The following is an 18,672-nucleotide window of genomic DNA, read 5'->3' as shown; positions in this document are numbered from 1 at the left end:
TAGTCGCTGCGGCTTACTTTTTGAAGAGCACGACTTCGTGCAGGCTCCAGGAGTTGGAGGAGGTTGCGCCGAGTTGGGTGATCTTCACGAAACGTCCTTTCTGCGGACTGGAGAAGACGATCTCGTGCAGTGCAGAGCGGTTTTCCTGGGTGACAGCAGGCGGGCTCCAGGTTTTGCCATCCTGGGAGATTTCCACCTTCAGCTTGCGTGCGTAGTCGTCTTTGCTGCCTTGGCAATCGAGTGCGATACCGGCGATGTTGGCTTCGACGGGGAGCTCGATGCTGAACCACTCTCCACCGCGCATGGTGGTGCCACTATTCCAGCGAGTGGATTGATTGTCGTCGATGGCACGGCCTGCATCGGTGGGTTTGTGGCTTGCAGTGACTTTCCAGGCCTTGCGTGGGTCGATTTGCGCTAATTTGGTTTTCAGTCGGGTATTGAGCGGCGCGGGTGGTGGACGCTGGAGGTAGTAATCACGGATGCGTGAGTCCAGGAGCTGGATTTGGTCGCTTTTGAGGACTCCAGCGTAGAGCAGGAACTCTCCCAGGTAGCCATTGAATTGATCTGCGGAAGCGCTGCTTTCACTGGTGGCCCCGAGGTTGCACTTTTTCAGGGGTGAGGCAGGCGCGGTGAGCTTGGCCGTGCCGGAGAAGGTTTTTTCATTGGCGTCGCGGGCACGGAGCTCGATGTCGCCATTGGCGTTCCATGTTAGGATGACAAAGCCCGCGACGGTGGCGTTGACGTCTTTGCTGGTGATAGTGGCGCTGTCACTGCCGTGCTTGAGCTCGGCGATGTAGTTTTTGTCTTTGTCGATGCGGATGGTGGCACTGTCGCCTTGGTCATTGGAGGTGCTGAAGACTCGCATGGGGAGTTTTTCAGCATCAGCTTGGCAGACGGCGACGGCGCAGAGTCCGCTGTCTCCGAGGACGGTGAGTTTGCCAAAGGGGAAGGCGTTGGCTTCCGTTTTCGGATCGACAAGGGCGAGGGCGGTGGGCTTGCCGTTGCGTGCGTGGAAGTCGAGCGCTTTGCGGTCAGGTTTGGGGCCTCCGCTGCCGTTGGTGGCCTGGGGCCAGGTGACGAGTTTTGGGGCGAAGTCTGACTTATTGCCGGAGGCACGGAAAATATTGTCCTGGCCGCGCTCGCTCAGATCACGCCATTCGATGACGACATCGTTGGTGTTGGCGGTGGATGGTTTGCCATCGGAGCCTTTGCGGTTGGAGAGTGTCCCTGTCGTGGCGACATGGAAGAGCGCCAGATTCCGATCGACTGGCGGGAAGGAGCGTTCGATGGGCAATTGGAAAGAGACTTTCGGCGGCGGACCCGCGTCTGAGGGAGCTTTCGGGCCAGAGGAATCACTGCCAGATCCGCCTTTGAGGAAATAGAAGCCGATGCCGAGTGCGGCGGCGGCTCCGATACCGATGAAGAGCCATTTTTTACTGCCTCCAGACGATGCCGCCTGCTGAGTGGGCCGTGCGGGACGACCTGGAGCGGGTGTGACCGGCCTTGAGGCCGTAGTAGGGCGCGGAGCGGCTGGTGCAGGGGCCAGTGGCGTGGTGATGGCCGCTGTTTCGACATAGGACTGCGCCTCATACACGGGCTCTGCGTAAACAGGCTCGGCATAGACGGGCTGGGCCTCTGCCACGGGCTCATAATAGACCGGATCTGGCGCTACTCCAGGGATCTGGCCGGTCGCGTCATGGGCTGGGAGGCCGCTGGATTGCCGTAGGCTGGGAACACGCCCATCCAGGGCATGTAGGGGACCATGGCGGGCATTTTTCCCAAGCGCGGAATTCCTCGATGGCCTGCTGCGCACCGTAGGACGATCATCTGGCTTATGAGCCATCAGGCGCATGCACCAGGCTCCCAGCCATGCCGGCACATGTGGGGCGATGACGTGGAGCGGGATGATGTCGTGATTGAGGTGCTTATCGATGACCTGGTTCATCGTTTCACCATCGAAGGCTTTTTTGCCGCTCAGCGCTTCATAGAAGACACAGCCCAGGGAGTAGAGATCGGTGCGCTCATCCACGGGCTCGCGGCTGAGCTGCTCTGGCGCCATGTAAAAGATGGAGCCCATGACGGTGCCTTCTTGGTCCTCCGTCTGCTTGCGGGCACGCAGCCCTGCACGGGCGAGTCCGAAGTCGATGATCTTTGCCTGCATGCGGCCTCCAGGAGGCGCTCGACCTTGATGTTCTCCGGCTTGATGTCGCGGTGGAGGATGTGGTGCTGGTGAGCTGCGAGCAGGCCTTCCAGCGTCTGCGAGGCCAGGCTCCTGAAGTCATCATAGGGTAGGGGGACCACGGCCCACCACATCGGCCAAGTCCTCTCCCTGGAGCAGCTCCATCACCATGAAGAGTCCTTCTGCATCACTGGCTACATCAAAGATGGTGACGACGTTCGGATTACGCAGGGAGGCCAGGGTATCCGCCTCGCGGCGTAGCTCGGCTTCGATGGATTTATCCTCTGCCGTCTCGGTGGCTGACATGAGGCGCTTCACGGCCACCCAGCGCTTGAGCTGGCTGTCGTAGGCCCGGAAGACCGCACCGACGCCGCCGGCGCCGAGTTTTTCGTAGATTTTGTAACGTTCAGCCATGCCGTCAGCGCAGGAGTTGAAAAGATGTTTCGATAGAGCAAAGCCCATGCGCCCCTGCCTTGGCAAGCGCGATGTTCCTCAAGGCCAGAATTTCCACCGCCCAGGATGCGTACCTCTTGCATGAAGCCTCTGCTTTTTTTTCTGCTCACGTTCCTGCCTGTTCACATGCAGGCGGAGGATCTCCAGCTCACGCTGCCGCCTGTGGTGCACGCTGTGTCTGGCGTGCCGCTATCCATCTACGATGACAATATCATCCTCACCCAGACACCCGAGGCGTATCGCTTCGAGTACCGCTGTGCGGTCGGTAAAAAAGAGCCGCGCTGCTGGTCCATGCTGCCCGGAGATGCAGAAATCGGCACGCATCCGCTCGAAGTGATCGTGCGCGATACCGCTGGCACAGAACTCGCCCGTGCCAGCACCAAGCTGAGTGTCTCCCGACGTGATGCAGGGCAGGGGAAGGCACTGCGGATGCTCATCCTCGGAGATAGCCTGACACATGCCACCCTTTACCCCAATGAACTCGCACGCTGGCTCTCGACACCTGAGAATCCGGCTTGGAGCATGATCGGCACACACATCCCCGCATCTGCAAAACCAGGCGTAGCGCATGAGGGCTATGGAGGATGGAAATGGGCAGATTTTTTGACCAAATACACGCCGCAGCCACCGGGCATCACCGCTGGCCCACTAGCCAAAAAAAGCACCAGCCCATTCATTTACCCTGATGCAGCTCAGAAGCCCGTTTTTGACCTCACGCGGTATTTCAAAGAGCATGCCTCGGGGCATCCGCCGGATGTCGTCACCTTCCTGCTCGGCATCAATGACTGCTTTGGAGCAGCGCCTGACTCCCCAGATGCCAAAATCACCGAAGTGCTCACTCAGGCAGAGAAGCTCCTCGCGGCCTTTCGCCAGGCAGCACCTCAGGCCGTGCTCGCGGTAGGCCTGACCACCCCGCCAAACTCGCGTCAGGTCGCCTTTGAAGCGAATTACAAAGACAAATACACCCGCTGGGGATGGAAGCGCATCCAGCACAGGCTCGTCCGCCGCATGCTGGAGCGGCTCGGTGGTCGCGAGGCAGAGAACATCCATCTCGTGCCCACAGAGCTCTATCTCGATCCAGTAGATGGCTATCCGGCCAATAATGGAGTGCATCCGAATGCCACCGGCTACGCCCAGATCGGCACCAGTTTTTACTGCTGGCTGAAATCCCGCTATCAATGAGCTCCCCAGGCACTCAGACCATGCTAAAATTGCTCTTCATCTGCTCACGCAATCAATGGCGCAGCCCCACTGCGGAGGCTCTCTACCGCGATGATCCGCGTGTGACCGTGCGCTCCGCTGGCACCAGTGCCTCTGCCCGGCGGAGAGTCAGCGCGGCACTGCTGGAGTGGGCAGATGTGGTCCTCGTCATGGAGCAGGAGCATCTGCGGCGTTTGCGGCAGGATTTCCGAGAATCGCTCCATGAGCGCGAGATCGTCGTATTGGGTATCCCAGACGATTTTGAATACATGGACCCTGGAACCTGTCCGTTTGTTGCGCGAGCAGACAGAGCCAGTCATCGAAGAGCTGCGGCCATGAAGGGTTCATTGAGGAATCCCCCGAGTGCCGCACATTTGCGAGGGACTATACAACACTCGATTCTGAGGAGAAAACTCGCTCACGAACTCTTTGCTCTTATCACCTCCCACCTCCGTGAAATGTCGCACCCGCGAGTGCGCCAGCTCACCCAGCGATAGCCGCCCCTTTTGCGTCAAAACCTCCTCCGCCTTCTAGCGGCTAACTCCACGTCGAGCCACTGCCTTTTAATCCGCCGTTTCACCTCTCGCCCCGTCGTAAACAACATCTGCCGATACACCTCCCTCGCTCCACTCTTTACCCAATCAGTCACACCCATATCTCTACCCGTAACCCGGCAGATCCCGCGCTGGCACACCCTATTGCCAGCAATGGGTCCCCCTTGCTCTCCACCAACACACTGCGGAACCGATCCATCCACAGCGTGCCCTTGCACTTGTGCCGCTTGTTGTACCACTTCGTAAGCCGCCTCTTAAGCAACTCCACCGCACCAGCCCCTTGGCCCCACGCTTCCTCAGCTCCGCAAACTCCTCCTGCAACTGCCCTACAAACACCTTGCTATACAGGACCCGCAGATGCCAAAACAGCCTCTCCTCGCCCTGCGCATCGCTGAGTCTTGGACACCGATAATAGCCATACAAATAGCCAGGGAAAATGTCGAAGATACTGTTGCGTATATGGGTTCTAGGCTGCCTGCGGACCTGCGGGCGAGGGCTTGAGCTGCGTAGCTTTGGCAATGGGCTGGTGTTAGCGGGCAATCAAGTGCCGCGTGGCCTGCGAGTAAATGGGTTGATTGAACTTGGGGCCGCTCGTAGCTTTCTCATCGCTGTTCATGAGAAATCGTTTTAGCATGCTTTTGGCCTGTTTACTGACCTTCGGGTCAGCCGGTCGTGTCTTGGCACAGGGGACGGCGGAGACAAGGAGGGTGTTTGAAATCCAGGAAGGTGGGAAAGTGCGCGGTTTCGATTTGGCTCTCGATGAGCTGGAGTCCAAAGAGGCTCAGGGAGCGAAAAAAGGCCGCACGGCTCGTCAGGCCAAAAACCTGGGTGAAATGTGCCAACTCGCTCGTGAGGCAGAAGCGGCAGCAGGTGGCGGTGCGCACGATTTGATCCTCTATGAGGCTGGGAAACCGCGCACAGAGGCTACGCGGCGTGTTTTGACACGTCAGGTGCTCTTGCGAGTGGGAGAGGGCTTTGATGCATCGTTGGCTCTGAAAGCCGTCGGGGGTTTGAAGGTCGAAAAACCGACTTTTGCGCCTGGTTACGTCCTTTTGACCGTTCGCGGGGCAGGGGAGGCTCTTACTCAGTTGGATGCCTTACGCAGGATGCCAGGAGTGCTGGCTGCGGAGCCGCAACTAGCCCGCATTCGCCCGCGCAGGCTCGTCCCGAATGATACCTACTTTAGCTACTTGGCTGGAAATCCGGGCTACCAGTGGCATTTGCGCAACACGGGGCAGTCGCCTGGCGTGGCTGGCATCGACGCGAATGTCACATCCGTTTGGGACAGCTATCAGGGCAATGGTATCCGCATCGGCATCGTCGATGATGGCATGGAGGTAGCGCACGCAGACTTGGCACCGAACGCGGATACGGTGAATGACCACGACTGGAATGATCTCACGCCCAATGATCCCACAGGCAATCCTAGTAGTGACACGCACGGCACCGCCTGCGCTGGTGTGGCCGGTGCGCGTGGCAACAATGGCGCGGGCGTCTCTGGTGCTGCGCCGCAGGCCACGCTGGTCGGGCTGCGTCTCATCGCTGGCAGTGTGAGCGATGCCCAAGAGGCGGAGGCTATTACTTGGAGGAATGACATCATCCATCTCTACAGCAACTCCTGGGGCCCCGCAGATGATGGGAGCGATCTTAATGACGCTGGTCCGCTGGTGAAAGCCGCGCTGCAAAATGCCGCAACCACTGGCCGCGGTGGCAAAGGCAACATCTGGCTATGGGCCGGCGGTAATGGTGGCTCCGCGCAGGACAATTCCAATTACGATGGCTATGCGAACTCGATTTACACCATCGCCGTGGGTGCGCTAAATGACAGCGGCGTGCGCAGCACCTACTCCGAGCCGGGTGCGAATATCCTCGTCACCGCGCCATCGAATGACAGCGCAGTGGGGCATCGCGGCATCACCACGACGACGACGAATGGTGCTTACACGCACAGCTTTGGCGGCACCTCATCTGCCACGCCGCTGGCGGCAGGTGCGGTGGCTTTGCTGTTGCAGAGCCGCCCAGAGCTAGGCTGGCGTGATGTGAAGGAAATCCTCATCCGCAGTGCCTCCAAAGTGAATCCCACGCATACCGGCTGGGTGAACAATGCGGCAGGCTTCCACTTCAACCACGATTACGGCGCAGGCATGGTCAATGCGCAGGCTGCGGTGAATCAGACTGCGACGTGGACGAATCTCGGCCCCATGACGACCCAGCAGCAGGCACAGACGGGCCTGAGCGTGGCGATTCCCGATGGGATCGCAGGCGGCACCACGCGCACCTTCACCATCCCCGGCAGCGTGCTCATGCGAGTGGAGCACGCGACGGTGCATGTCGCCGCCACCCACGGCAGGCGCGGTGATCTCAATATCACGCTCACTTCTCCATCTGGCATGACGAGCACGCTTTTCTCAGCACACGCAGCAGATTCGAACCTGAATATGGACTGGACCTTCTCCAGCGTGCGGCATTGGGGCGAAAACGCTGCGGGTAACTGGCTCGTGAACGTCAGCGATAGCGTGGTAGGCAGCCCCGGCACACTCACGGGTGTCACGCTGACTCTATTCGGCACGAATATCGCACAGCCCACCGCAGCGCCAGCGATCACCAGCTCGCTGAGTGCCAGTGGCAATGTGGAGTCCGCAATCAGCTACCAGATCGCCGCTTCGCAGAATCCGCAGTCGTTTTCTGCCAGCGGATTGCCCACTGGGCTGACCGTGAGCTCGAGTGGGCTCATCAGTGGAGTGCCGGTGGCAGCAGGTAGCTACAACATCACTCTCGGAGCTACCAACAGTCTCGGTACGGGCACTGCGGTACTCGTTCTGAATGTGGGACCACGTATACCCACACCGCCGGTCCTCATCAGTGCACTTACTGCGCAGGCGGTGCTCAATGTGCCGTTTAATTACCAAATCAGCGCCACAAACTCGCCGACTTCTTTTACAGCGACGGGACTACCAGCGGGATTGGGCGTGCATTCGGGCTCGGGGGCGATCTCGGGCACGCCGAGTGTGGCTGGCACCTTTAATATAACCATCAGCGCCAGCAATGCCGATGGCACAGATAGCAAAACGCTCGTTCTCACCGTGAGCAGCGTCGCCTCCGCGCTAGCGCAGGCACTGGATGCTCCGCAGCTGGTCTTTACCACTGGCGGGAATGTGCCGTGGATCACACCAGCGACGAGTACGCACGACCTCATTGATGCCGCTGAGAGTGGAAATATCGCCGATAACGAACAGAGTTGGCTCGAAACAACCGTGACCGGTCCTGCCTTCATCTCCTTCTGGTTCCGGCTATCGTCCGAGGCTGGGTATGACTTCTTCCGCTTCTCCATTGATAACGAAGTTCTTTGGTACAGCGACGGTGAGCATGCTTGGCGTCGGTTGGGCTTCTTTGTGCCTGCTGGCATCCACACCGTGAGGTGGAATTACACCAAAGATGATCTTTACGATGGCGGCTCGGACCGACTGTGGGTGGATCAGGTCGCGGTGGATAGCGAGCAGGCATTCCTCGGAGCCGTGTTGGATAATCCCAATCTCACCTGGGGTATGCCTGGCTCCGGCTCCTGGATCATGCAGGATCGACGCACGGTCGATGGTGTCGATGCGCTCATCAGCCCCTTTTTCCTCGATGATGGACGTAGCAGCGTGATCGAGACGCGAGTGCTCGGCCCTGGAACGGTGAGTTTTGCCTGGACGGTATTTTCAGAGCCGAATGCGGACTTTTTTCGCTTCGAGATCGATAACACCGTGCAGGACCAAATCAGCGGCTACGACAACACGAATCCCCAGGGCAACACCTTCTGGGCCACGCGAACACACAGTATTCCCGCTGGTGAGCATGCGCTGCGCTGGCGCTACATTAAAAACGAAACCAACTCAGTCGGTCTGGATGCCGCATGGCTCGATAACATCCAGTACACGCCCAATTTGGCCTCTGGGCCGCCTTACTCGCAGTGGATCGGCAACAGCTTCTCCAGCCAACAGCAAGGCAATGCGCTGCTCACCGGGCCGGAGATTGATTTTGATGGAGATGGCCGCACGAACTTGGAAGAGTATGCCTTTGGTGGATCGCCACTGGTGCATGATTTTGCAAATCCGCTCTCCAATCAGCCCCAGGGCACGGAAATGTGGTTTCAATACAGCATCGAGACAAGCAAGACGGACGTGGTGCTCACACCACGGCTCTCCAGCGACTTATCGATCTGGACGGACAGCGTGGGCGAGTTCGTGACCCAAACGGGAGGGCGCAATCACTACCGCGTGCGAGTGCCGTGGACCGAAGGGCGGAAATTTCTCATGCTGCGAGCCACTTTGACGCCTTGAGCAAAGCCGCGTGCCGCGCTAACAGCCCAGCATGGCCTTTCAACGCACCCGCCGCCGCGCCAAACCGCTGCTCCCAGGATTCCTCACGCTCGTCGCTGCCCTACTGCTCATCGGCAGCGTGCTAGGTCTGCTTTGGCTAGCTGGGAAGGCGCTGGTGCTGAGGTGATTGGGGTTTTCTTTACACTCGCCTTGCTTCGCGGTCGGTGATGCGCATGGCACTTTGATTTTGGAAGTGGGTGATGGCGACGGCGAGGGCGTCGGCGGCATCGGCGGGTGGGGTCTCGCGGAGGCGCAGCATGGAGCGCATCATGAAGGCGACTTGCTCTTTTTGTGCGGCTCCACGGCCTACAGCGGCCTGTTTAATTTCGCGCGGGGCGTATTCGTAGATGGCTAGGCCGTGCTCTGCGGCGGCGATGAGGGCTGCGCCGCGTGCGGTGCCGAGCACGATGGCCGTTTTATAGCTCTGCACAAAGATGGTGCTCTCGATGGCGCAGACGTCTGGGGCGTGGGTGCGGATGGCATCGCAAAGCTGCTCCCGGATGGCGACGAGGCAGCCGCTGGGCAGTAGTGCGGGCTTGTTCACGATGACGCCCCAGGCTAGCGCATGCAGGGTGCCGCGTGCGTCTGTCTCGACGATGGCCCAGCCGGTTTTTCGCAATGCGGGGTCGATGGCGAGCACGCGACGTGGTGCGCCTGCTGGTGTGGCCGCTGGCTCAGGGCTGGGGAGGAGGCGTGCCATGCTGTGGGTGTTGTGAATCAGCGACCACGGCGTGGGTGCACGAGCTGGCCGCCGATGTGGAAGAGTTTGTCGAGCGAGACTGCGCCTGAGCCAAAGAGGAGCAGTGTCACGGTGATGAAGCCATAGAGCCATGCGGCCTCGACATGCAGAGAGCCGATTTTTTGCAGCATCAGGATGACGGTGATGATGAAGGGGAGGAAAACGATGGCGAAAAAGCGAGTGAGGAAGCCCACGGTCCAGCTCAGTCCCACTGCTGCTACGAGCAGTGCGGCGGCGGGGGTGGTCAGGTGTGCCCAGGGCACGCCGGCGTCGGTGAAGTGGCGTGCGAGCTCCCAGGGCTGCTCTTTCCAGAGGAACTGATAGGCTGCTATGACCATGCGCACGCCGTGGTGGCTGAGTAGCATCACGCCGGTGCCGATGCGTAGGATGGCGATGGTTTTAAAGAGTGCCGACCAGGGGTTTTGATTCGCGGCGGGGTTTTCGCCATAGTACTCGATCATGTCTGCGGGAAAAAAGAGGCTCAGATGTCTGGGGAAAGCGTGATGATGTCGCCGGGGCGTAGTCTCCAGGCACGCTCGGCGGATTCCAGGCTGCTGTAAAAGCGCTTGGTGCCCTCGCGGCTGATGTACACGCCGCGTGCGTTGGATTTCAGCTTGCGACCTCCTGTGATGGTCAGGGCCTGACGCACGGTGATGTCTTCGAAGGCTGGGATGTATTCTGGAGCTTGTACATCGCCGTTGATGCCGATGACAGGGACGTTTTCCACGGACATGATGTGGACGGTGACAGGCCGGGAGGTGCGTGCTGAGACACGGAAGATGGAGCCGATGGACTCCACGGCCTGGGGCAGTCTTTTCCCACCGACGCGTGCGGTGCCGAGGTTGCTCAGGGGCAGATTCCCCTCATCATCGACCATGACGATGCCACGGAAGACGCGATCTGAGTCGCGTGAGCCTTCATAGACTTCCAAGCGCAGCGTGTGGCCGGGTTGGAGCGGATTGCGTGTGTTGAAGGGCACGAGTGGGTCATTGACATCGACTTCATCGCGGTCGGGCATGCCGGGGATGAGCTTGGCGACGCTCTTCATGCTGGGGAGCTTCATTTTCGGCAATTTGGGCACCGGGATGTGGGAGACGACATTCTTCACCGTGCTGCAATTTGGCAGCAGGATGCCGCTCAGGATGGCGGTGAGGAGTAAGAGGCTAGGAGCACGCATGGTCGTAAAAAATGGGGTCGGAGAAAGTCTCCGCATGATGCAAGCTCGGCCCATTGTGGCAAGGGCGCATTCACATCGTCAGAGGTGGCCTTTTGGGGCAAGGGATCGCGCTGCTTGATCCTGGGCCAGCTTTCCGCTAAGAGGGGGACTTCCATGCCGTTTTTTCGCCTCTGCCACCCCCTTTTTCTCACTGTCCTAAGCTGTGCATTGCTCAGTCAATGTGCCTCGCAGAAGGGCAAGGAGTGGGAGCATGAGGAAAATCCAGGAAAAACGGCCCTCATCATCCGTGGGAAGGCCGTCCCTCCTGCTGATGCGCCTGAGTCTGTGCTACGGGCTGTCTCTGCGGCGAACCGTATCTGCCGCAAGCCGTATCGCCGGGGCGGTGGCCACGCCAAGTTCGAGGACAGTGCCTATGACTGCTCTGGCTCTGTCTCCTACATCCTGCATGCGGCAGGCATGCTCGATGAGCCGACCACTTCCTCTGCGCTGCGGAAATTCGGTGAGAAAGGCAAGGGCGACTGGATTACCGTCTATGCGAAGAATGGACACGCTTTCTGTGAAATCTGCGGGTTGCGCTTTGATACGGGTTACAGTGATCATGATAGCCGTGGTCCACGCTGGAGTGAGCGTAGCCGTCCTATCAAGGGCTTCAGCATTCGACACCCGGAGGGCCTGTGATTCCTATGTTCCACGCAAATCCCATCCTCTATCGACCCAATGTGGCTGCCATCCTCCAGCGTGAGGATGGTAAGATCCTGGTGGCCGAGCGTATCAACATCGCTGGTGCATGGCAATTCCCCCAAGGCGGTGTGGATGATGGGGAGACGCATGAGCAGGCTCTCTTCCGCGAGCTAGAGGAGGAGATCGGTGTCCAAAAGCATCTTCTGAGCATCCTCGATGTGAAAGGCGGCTATCGCTATGCTTTCCCGAAGGGCCGACTCAAGTACGGCATCTACGGTGGCCAGGAGCAGACTTACTATCTCTGCCGCTACACCGGGACGGATGCAGACATCCATCTCGATGCCACTCACCGTGAGTTTGCGACCTTTCGCTGGATTTTGCCGAGTGAGTTCCGCCTGGATTGGACTCCGAGATTCAAGCAAGCTGTCTATCGCCAAGTGATGCGAGATTTCTTCCAAGTGGAGCCGGTAGCGTAAGATGGGGATGGTGTGATGAATCACGCGATCGTCATCACACACGCACACACTACTTATGGACGGGGCTGCCACGAGACTTGGCGGTGCCTGATGTCTTGTGGCGCATCATTTCGTCGATTTTTCTGAGTAGCTCCTCACGGGAGGTCACGCCCATGCTCTGCATGAGGTCCATCACCTCTGCATCCTCTTCCTCAGGAGCCAGGGCGATGAGGAGGCGGATGTAGGGCAGCGCATGGATCAGAGACTCGCGTGGATCTCCGTCACCCATGTGGTGATTGCGCAGATTATTGAGCATGCGCTGGATGATGGAGCGCTTGGTGGCGGGAGCGAGTAGCTCATCTGGCAGGGCCACGTCGGGCGGCAGGTATTCATCTTTCTGGAGCTGTGCGGTGATCTGGATCACGCTGGAGGAGCGACCGCCCTCAAAGACGTCCACGAGGTGTAGCTCACCCTCTGGCCCATCACGCCAGCCGACCATGAATTTCCCCGGCAGTGGCACGCCGAAGACGCCCTGGATGCCTAGCTCGCGGGCCATTTCGACAAACAGCACGCTCAGGGTGATCGGTAGGCCCTCGCGGTCATCGAGCACCTCATTCATGTAGCTGTTGCTGAGGCTCTCGTAGTCGCCGCGACTGCCGTGGAAGCCATTTTCCTCAAAAAGAAAGCGTGTGAGCCGCTTCACGGCCTGTGGCGTGCCTTGGCGGATTTCGGGGTCGTTTTTCAAATCTGCCACCATGGCGCGGAATTGCGCTAAATAGGCTCCGACGTCGATTTCCGCATTGTCATGGCGTGCGAGGAGTAGGGCGCAGCGCATCAGGTTCACCTCTGGCTCCGGTTTGGCCAGCTCCTGCACTAGATCACGCGTCACGGCGCGGCGGTGCAGCTCCCGCTCGAGCTGGCGCAGGCTCGCGGTTTCTTGCTCTAGCTCGCGGCGTTTTTCCAGGATCAGGCGGCGTGCGGCGGCGGGTTGGTCGAGCAGTCCTTCTAGCGTGGTGTCGGTGCCCTCTTCCTCGGATAGATAGTTTTGGAGTTGCTGGTCGAATTTTTTCGCGAGTGCAGGATCGAGTGCCTTTTCTGCCAGGTCGCTGCCCACGCGGAAATTCCGAAAGTCCGCCTCTGTCTGGCGGAATTTGCACAGACCCACCGCGCCACCGCGAAGGCCTGTGTCGTCGATTTCGATCACGGCCTGACCATTCACGTAGCAAGTGATGCGCTCTGGCTCCACTCGCACTCGTAGGTGGTTCCAGTCGCCGGGGTGGTAGTGCTCGCTTTCGGGATTGGCCAGGATCGTCCAGGAGTACACATCTGGACCGTCAAAGCGTGTCAGGCGCAGCTTTCCATCACTGGGGTAAAAGCCGTAATGACGGTCTGCACCATCGGAGCAGAAGAGCAGGCCCGCAGCGCCGCCCTCATCATCGAGCTGCACATTCACGGCGGTCTCGAAAGTGCCCTCTGGCACTTTTTGGGTGGAGATGCAGAGCGCTCGTCCGCCGAAACCCTCTCCAGGCTCCGTGACGTGGATGACGCCGGCCCGCTGGCTCCACTCGGCTCCCAAATGCGTCTTCCACTGCTTGGCATTGAGTGCGCCGATGGTCAGCCAGCGTGACATGAGCACGGGATTGGGCTTTTCGATGAGGTGCTGCAATTCATCTACTGGGATGGCGAAGCCGAGATTCTCCTTCCGTGCGTGCTTCATGGAGATCACGCCTAGCACACGGCCCTGTGCATCGAGTAGCGGCCCGCCGCTGTTCCCGCGCTCCACAGGCATCGCTACCTGGAGCAGCATGCGTCCCTCAAAACCCTCCAGGTCATCCCGCTTCGCGGAAAGGATGCCCTGCACGATGCTCCAGCTCAGGCCCTCTGGTGCTCCCATCGCTACCACGGTATCTCCCTGTCGAGCGGACTCCACATCCCCCAGGGGTAGCACGGGCAGGCCCTTTGCGTCGATTTGTAGTAGTGCTAGGTCGCGGTCTGGGTCGGTGGCATGGATGCTCTTCACGGCATATTTTTTTCCATCCTGCATCTCCACCTGGATGCGGCGTCCGACATCGATCACATGGAAATTCGTCGCTACGAGTCCATCTGCCCGGATGACGAATCCGCTCCCGATCCCATCGAGTCCCTCACGGCCAAATTGAGAAATTTTCACCAGCGCTGGTCGAACTGCCGCCGCTAGCTCTGCCGCCGTTTTTTCTGCTGCCTGCGCAGCATGGGCAGAAACACCGAGGAGCAGGAAAAGGAAAAGGGAAATGCGTGAAGACATGCCAGTGGAGAGGTGCGAGGGCTGATGCTGAGGGCCACGAAAATGCTGCATGTTGCGCAGAAAGTGGCGATTTGTCAGCATCTCTTCCTGCGAGGTGAGTATGGATCACGCTCAGAGGTTCATGGATTTTGGCCCCTGATTTGTTGAAATTGGGGGCTGCGGATGATGTGGGTGATGAGGGTGTGGAGATGGAGGTCGCTGGTGACCATGGTGTCGAGGAGGGGCTTGTCGGAGAGCTGGATGCTGCGACCGAGGGCGTAGCCGAGGAGCTTGCGGCTGAAGTGACGGAGGAAATCACTGCGGCGTGTGGTGAGGAGGTGGGTGCGGAGGTCTGCGAGGCCGCCGATGGCAGTGCCGTCTGGGAGGTGGGTGCGGGTATCGGCAGTTCGGGTGCGGCCGATGGCGTCGAAGCCCTCAAGGGCGAAGCCGTAGGGGTCGATGCGCTTGTGGCAGCCGATGCAGTTGGTGTCGCGGCTGTGACGCTCGATGAGTTGGCGCTCGGTGAGGTCTGCGGGGGCTTCCTCGGGCAGGGTGGGGACGCCTTTGGGTGGTGTGGGCAGTTTGTCACCGAGGATGACTTCACTGAGCCAGGTGCCGCGTAGGATGGCGCTGGTACGGGAGGCACCGGAATGGCGGGCGAGTGTGGCAGCGAAGCCGAGGATGCCGCCGCGGCCTCTTTGTTGAAGGCCGTCGATGCGGAACCAGGTGCTCGGTGGTTGATGGAGAGCGGTGGGCGGGAGGGGGAGGCCGTAGTGGGTGGCGAGTGGCTCGTTGAGGAAGGTGTGATCGGCGTCGAGGAGGGAGAGGGCGCTGCGGTTGTTCTGGATGAGGTCGGTGATGAAGCGGGTGACTTCTTCCTGCATGTGGGGGCGGAGGGAGAGGAAGGTGGGGAAGTGGCGCTGGCTTTTTTCTTCGAGGGTGTCGAGGTCACGGATGTGGAGCCACTGGCAGCCGAATTCGAGGGCGAGGCGGCGGATCTTTGGGCTGCGGAGCATGCGCTGGATCTGGGCGGTGAGGATCTGCGGATCATGCAGGTCGGCGCTGCGCAGGGCGGTGTCTGGTGCGGAGGACCAAAGGAAGTAGCTGAGGCGGGTGGCGAGCTCTTCGCAGCTGATGGGGGCGGTTTTAGGAGGTGTTTTTTCGATGCGGTAGAGGAAGGCTGGTGCGGTGAGCACACGGATGAGCATGAGCTGCGGTGAGAAGGCGCGGAGGGAGGTGATTTCTTTTTCAGTGAGCGGACGGCGCCAGGCTTTGGCTGCGAAGTCGAGGACGGCTTGCTGCTGGGTGGGGATGGTGTTTTTTTGCTGTGTTTTGAATGCGGCGGCGGCCTGGAGGATGGGCTGGCGCATGGGCTCGAAGGCGCTGGGTTTGGCGTCCTGTGTGGCGAACTGATAGAGCTGCTCAAAGGCATCGACTTGCTTGAGCGGGGCCTCGCTGACGAAGAGGAGCTGGTCCCAGAGGCGATCGAGGGCGGCGGTTTCTGCCTCTGTGAGGATGAGGCGCTTCAGCTCACTGTCCTCGCGGAAAAAGAGGGTGAGGGTGACGACTTCATCGACGGGGACGATTTTGGTGTAGCAGAGTGCGATGGGGAAGAGAGCGCGGAAGTCGTCAAAAGCGGCTGTGAGGCGTTTTTTGGCGGGTGAATCGTCTGCGACGAGGATGGGAGCGCTGTGTGTGGTGCGGAGGTTGTTGTCGCTCCATTGGCCTTTGGTGGTCAAAGCGGCTGCATAGCCGGATTGGAGGCCTGAGAGGCTTTTCGGCGGTTCGGTGAGGATTTGGACCTGGACGCTGCCGGCGTTATGTTTGGCGCTGATGACGAATTCTGCCCCTAGGACGATTTGAGCAGCGGGGAGGCTGAGTTCGATGACTTGGGGTGTCTTGGTGATGGCCAGATCGAGCACTTTGTGGTCGGGCTTGCCTTTGACGACGATGCGGGCGTTTTGCCAGAAGGCGGCGTCACCTTCACTGCCGTCGCCAGCATCGGTGGCGGTGAGGTAGAGCTTGAGTGCGGTGGAGTTTTTCGGCGGCGTGAGCTTGAGGCGTAACTCGTGCTGGGTGGCCAGTGGGGTGAGGGGCTCTTGCCAGCCTTTGGGGCCATTTTCTTTGCCGATGTGGCCTATGGTGGCGAATCGCCAGAGGATTTGCTGCCAGGGCTCGATGTCGGCGGCGGTGAGTTGTTTTTGCCGATATTTTGCTCGCAGTGGATCGAGCAAAATGGAGGGCTGGGTGCTGGTGAGTGCCTGGCGCAGGATGCGGAGGTATTTGGTACTGAGTCCGGCTCCATCATGGCGGCCTTGGAGGGCATCGAGGTAGGTGTTGAGTGGGAGGCGGCCTCCAGCATTGGTATCGAATTTCACGCCCTGGAGGTTCATGGACTGTGCACCGGTCTGGGCGGTGTATCGGGCATAAAACTGGCGGATGGCGGTGAGTGTCTCATCTGTCCAATCGCGTGCGGTGGTGCTGGCTGACCAGCGCATGCCGTGGGGAGTGAAGATGGCGTGGGAGGTGACTTCTTTGGCGGCGTCGAGGTATTTGGTGAGCAGGGCAGGGGACATGACGAGGGCTGCGCCTGCATTGCTGAAGCCTTCGCCCGCAGCACCATCGACGGGGAATTCGCGTGCGGGATCGAGCGTGTCGATGCCGGTGAGATCACGCAAAGTGTAGGTGTACTCCATGTTGGAGAGACGCCGGAGGATGACGGGGCCGGGATCACCCGCGCTGGCGAGGGCGATCTGATCGAGCGTGCGGCGGATGGAGGTGATGAGCTGCTGTTTTTCGCTGGGTGGGAGCTGCTTTTCGTCCTTCGGCGGCATTTCTCCGAGCGTGAGCTGGTCGAGCACGTCTTCCCAGATGTGCGGCTGGCGGTGGATGTCGGAGGCTTCGAGATCGAGCTCTCCTTTCTGCTCTGCGGTGGAGTGACAGCCGAGGCAGTAGGTCTGGAGAATGGGGCGCAGGTCTGCATGGGCCGATGATGCGGCGTGCAGTGCGAGGAGGAGGGAAAGGATGAAGGCGGCGGCTTTCATGAAAGGGAACCGCCGAGGATTACGGACGCGGAGTGGTTTTACTTCGCGAGGTGTTTCTGGATGGCGCTGACGAGTCCGGGGATGGTGGACTGCTTGGCCTCGATGTGGATGGGCTTGCCGAGCTTTTTCAGTGCATCACTGGTGACAGGGCCGATGCTGGCGATCTGGCAGCCCTCTGGCAGCTCGACGCCGAGGGCGAAGAAGTGCTCCACGGTGGAGGCGCTGGTGAAGGTGATGACGTCTGCGCCTTCGTTTTTGAGACGGGCGAGAGCTTCGAGATTGTCATCCCGCTCGGCGACGGTGCAGTAGCCGATGGCTTCATCCACGATGGCGCGGAGTCCGGTGAGTTCATTGGCGATGACTTCACGCGTCTCTGCTCCTTTGACCCAGAGGATGGTCTGGTTTTCGACGTCGATGTTGTCTTTGAAGGCTTTGACCAGGCCTTCGGCGACGAAGTTTTTCTCGGGCATCAAATCGACGGCGAGGTGGCGTGCGCGGACTTTGTCTGCGGTGCCGGGGCCGACGCAGGCGATGCGTGCTGGGCCGATGCTGCGTGCGTCATTGTAGAGCTTGTCGAACATCGTGAAGAAAGCGTCCACGCCGTTCGGGCTGGTGAAGACGATCCAGTCGTATTTATGGCAGTCCTGCACCAGCTCTCCGAAGCCGAGTAAGTCGCGTGGCTCCTCGATGCGGATGGTGGGTAGCTCGATGACATCTGCTCCGAGGACGGCGAGCTGCTTGCTGAGGACGCCGGCCTGCTGGCGTGTGCGGGTGACGACGATGCGGCGGCCAAAGAGTGGGCGGTTTTCAAACCAGTTCAGCGTGTCACGCTCGGTGACGACATCTCCGACGACGGCGACGGCGGGTGCTTTGAAGCCAGCGGCTTTTACCTTGTCCGGGATGTCCTGGAGGGTGCCGATGAGGGTCTGCTGACGGCCTGTGGTGGCCCAGCGGACGAGGGCGATCGGGGTGGTGTGTGCTGCGCCGTGGCGGATGAGCTCTGCGGTGATCTCGGTGATGCGTTCGATGCCCATGAGGAAGACTTTGGTGCCGTCTGCCTGGGCGAGCTTGGTGTAGTCGAGGGAGGTTTCGCTCTTGGTGGGGTCTTCGTGTCCGGTGAAGATGGTGAGCTGGCTGGCATGGGAGCGGTGTGTGACGGGGATGCCAGCATAAGCAGGCCCAGCGATGGCTGAGGTGATGCCAGGGACGATCTCAAAGCGGACACCGGCCTCTGCGAGCTCGGCGGCCTCCTCAGCACCACGTCCAAAGAGCACGGGGTCGCCACCTTTGAGCCGGGTGACGATTTTGCCTTCACGTGTGAGTTTGACGATGAGCTGATTGATCTCTTCTTGGCTGAGGGTGTGGTCGCCAGCTTTTTTCCCGACGTAGATGCGCTGGGCGTCTGCTTTGCCATGCTTGAGCAGCTCTGGATTGCAGAGGTAGTCATAGACGAGGGCGTCGGCGGCTTCGATGCACTCTTTACCTTTGATCGTGAGGAGGCCGGGGTCGCCGGGGCCTGCGCCAACGAGATAGCAGATGCCGGAGGAGGATGATTTTTTCGCCATG

12 protein-coding genes and 1 pseudogene are annotated in these 18,672 nt (G+C 60.0%); 5 read left to right on the top strand and 8 right to left on the bottom strand.

Going from position 1 to position 18,672, the window contains the following annotated elements; all coding sequences use genetic code 11:
- Positions 1-13: 13 nt before the first annotated feature.
- Complete coding sequence (locus IPK32_04570; GenBank protein ID MBK8091270.1) at positions 14-2,161, bottom strand: discoidin domain-containing protein; 2,148 nt, start codon at positions 2,159-2,161, stop codon at positions 14-16.
- A gap of 120 nt (positions 2,162-2,281) precedes the next feature.
- Entirely contained in the window at positions 2,282-2,593 is a 312-nt protein-coding gene (locus IPK32_04565; protein ID MBK8091269.1) for a protein kinase, read from the bottom strand.
- Positions 2,594-2,698: 105 nt separating this feature from the next.
- On the opposite strand from IPK32_04565, the gene IPK32_04560 reads away from it, so the two are divergent.
- The 3 genes and pseudogenes from IPK32_04560 (at position 2,699) to IPK32_04550 (ending at position 8,708) form a co-directional block, all read left to right on the top strand.
- On the top strand, positions 2,699-3,814 hold the full coding sequence (locus IPK32_04560; protein ID MBK8091268.1) for an SGNH/GDSL hydrolase family protein: 1,116 nt from the start codon (positions 2,699-2,701) through the stop codon (positions 3,812-3,814).
- A 20-nt stretch (positions 3,815-3,834) separates the two neighbouring features.
- Positions 3,835-4,171, top strand: a pseudogene (locus IPK32_04555) (phosphotyrosine protein phosphatase).
- An 829-nt stretch (positions 4,172-5,000) separates the two neighbouring features.
- Positions 5,001-8,708, top strand: coding sequence for a S8 family serine peptidase (locus IPK32_04550; protein ID MBK8091267.1), 3,708 nt, complete (start codon positions 5,001-5,003; stop codon positions 8,706-8,708).
- Positions 8,709-8,886: 178 nt separating this feature from the next.
- On the opposite strand, the gene ruvC is transcribed toward IPK32_04550, so the two are convergent.
- The 3 genes from ruvC to IPK32_04535 are packed head-to-tail and all read right to left on the bottom strand — an operon-like array spanning position 8,887 to position 10,663.
- Positions 8,887-9,447: a crossover junction endodeoxyribonuclease RuvC gene (gene ruvC, locus IPK32_04545; GenBank protein ID MBK8091266.1), complete on the bottom strand. Its 561-nt coding sequence runs from the start codon at positions 9,445-9,447 to the stop codon at positions 8,887-8,889.
- 17 nt (positions 9,448-9,464) lie between these two features.
- On the bottom strand, positions 9,465-9,947 hold the full coding sequence (locus tag IPK32_04540; protein MBK8091265.1) for a hypothetical protein: 483 nt from the start codon (positions 9,945-9,947) through the stop codon (positions 9,465-9,467).
- Positions 9,948-9,967: 20 nt separating this feature from the next.
- On the bottom strand, positions 9,968-10,663 hold the full coding sequence (locus IPK32_04535; protein ID MBK8091264.1) for a hypothetical protein: 696 nt from the start codon (positions 10,661-10,663) through the stop codon (positions 9,968-9,970).
- A gap of 153 nt (positions 10,664-10,816) precedes the next feature.
- Here IPK32_04535 and IPK32_04530 point away from each other — a divergent pair, with 153 nt between their 5' ends.
- Complete coding sequence (locus tag IPK32_04530) at positions 10,817-11,341, top strand: peptidoglycan endopeptidase (GenBank protein MBK8091263.1); 525 nt, start codon at positions 10,817-10,819, stop codon at positions 11,339-11,341.
- A gap of 5 nt (positions 11,342-11,346) precedes the next feature.
- Positions 11,347-11,820 carry an NUDIX domain-containing protein gene (locus tag IPK32_04525; protein ID MBK8091262.1) on the top strand — a complete coding sequence of 158 codons (474 nt, stop codon included), beginning with the start codon at positions 11,347-11,349 and terminating at the stop codon, positions 11,818-11,820.
- A 49-nt stretch (positions 11,821-11,869) separates the two neighbouring features.
- Here IPK32_04525 and IPK32_04520 read toward each other — a convergent pair whose 3' ends face one another.
- From IPK32_04520 to cobA, 3 genes are all read right to left on the bottom strand, one after another.
- Complete coding sequence (locus IPK32_04520) at positions 11,870-14,083, bottom strand: trypsin-like peptidase domain-containing protein (protein MBK8091261.1); 2,214 nt, start codon at positions 14,081-14,083, stop codon at positions 11,870-11,872.
- Positions 14,084-14,202: 119 nt separating this feature from the next.
- Positions 14,203-17,106, bottom strand: a complete 2,904-nt coding sequence (locus IPK32_04515) for a DUF1592 domain-containing protein (GenBank protein ID MBK8091260.1) — start codon at positions 17,104-17,106, stop codon at positions 14,203-14,205.
- A 38-nt stretch (positions 17,107-17,144) separates the two neighbouring features.
- Positions 17,145-18,671, bottom strand: coding sequence for a uroporphyrinogen-III C-methyltransferase (cobA, locus tag IPK32_04510; GenBank protein ID MBK8091259.1), 1,527 nt, complete (start codon positions 18,669-18,671; stop codon positions 17,145-17,147).
- Between the last annotated feature and the right edge of the window lies 1 nt (position 18,672).

This window comes from Verrucomicrobiaceae bacterium, assembly GCA_016713035.1.
GTDB lineage: Bacteria > Verrucomicrobiota > Verrucomicrobiia > Verrucomicrobiales > Verrucomicrobiaceae > Prosthecobacter.
This window is presented reverse-complemented; position numbering and strand designations above follow the sequence as displayed.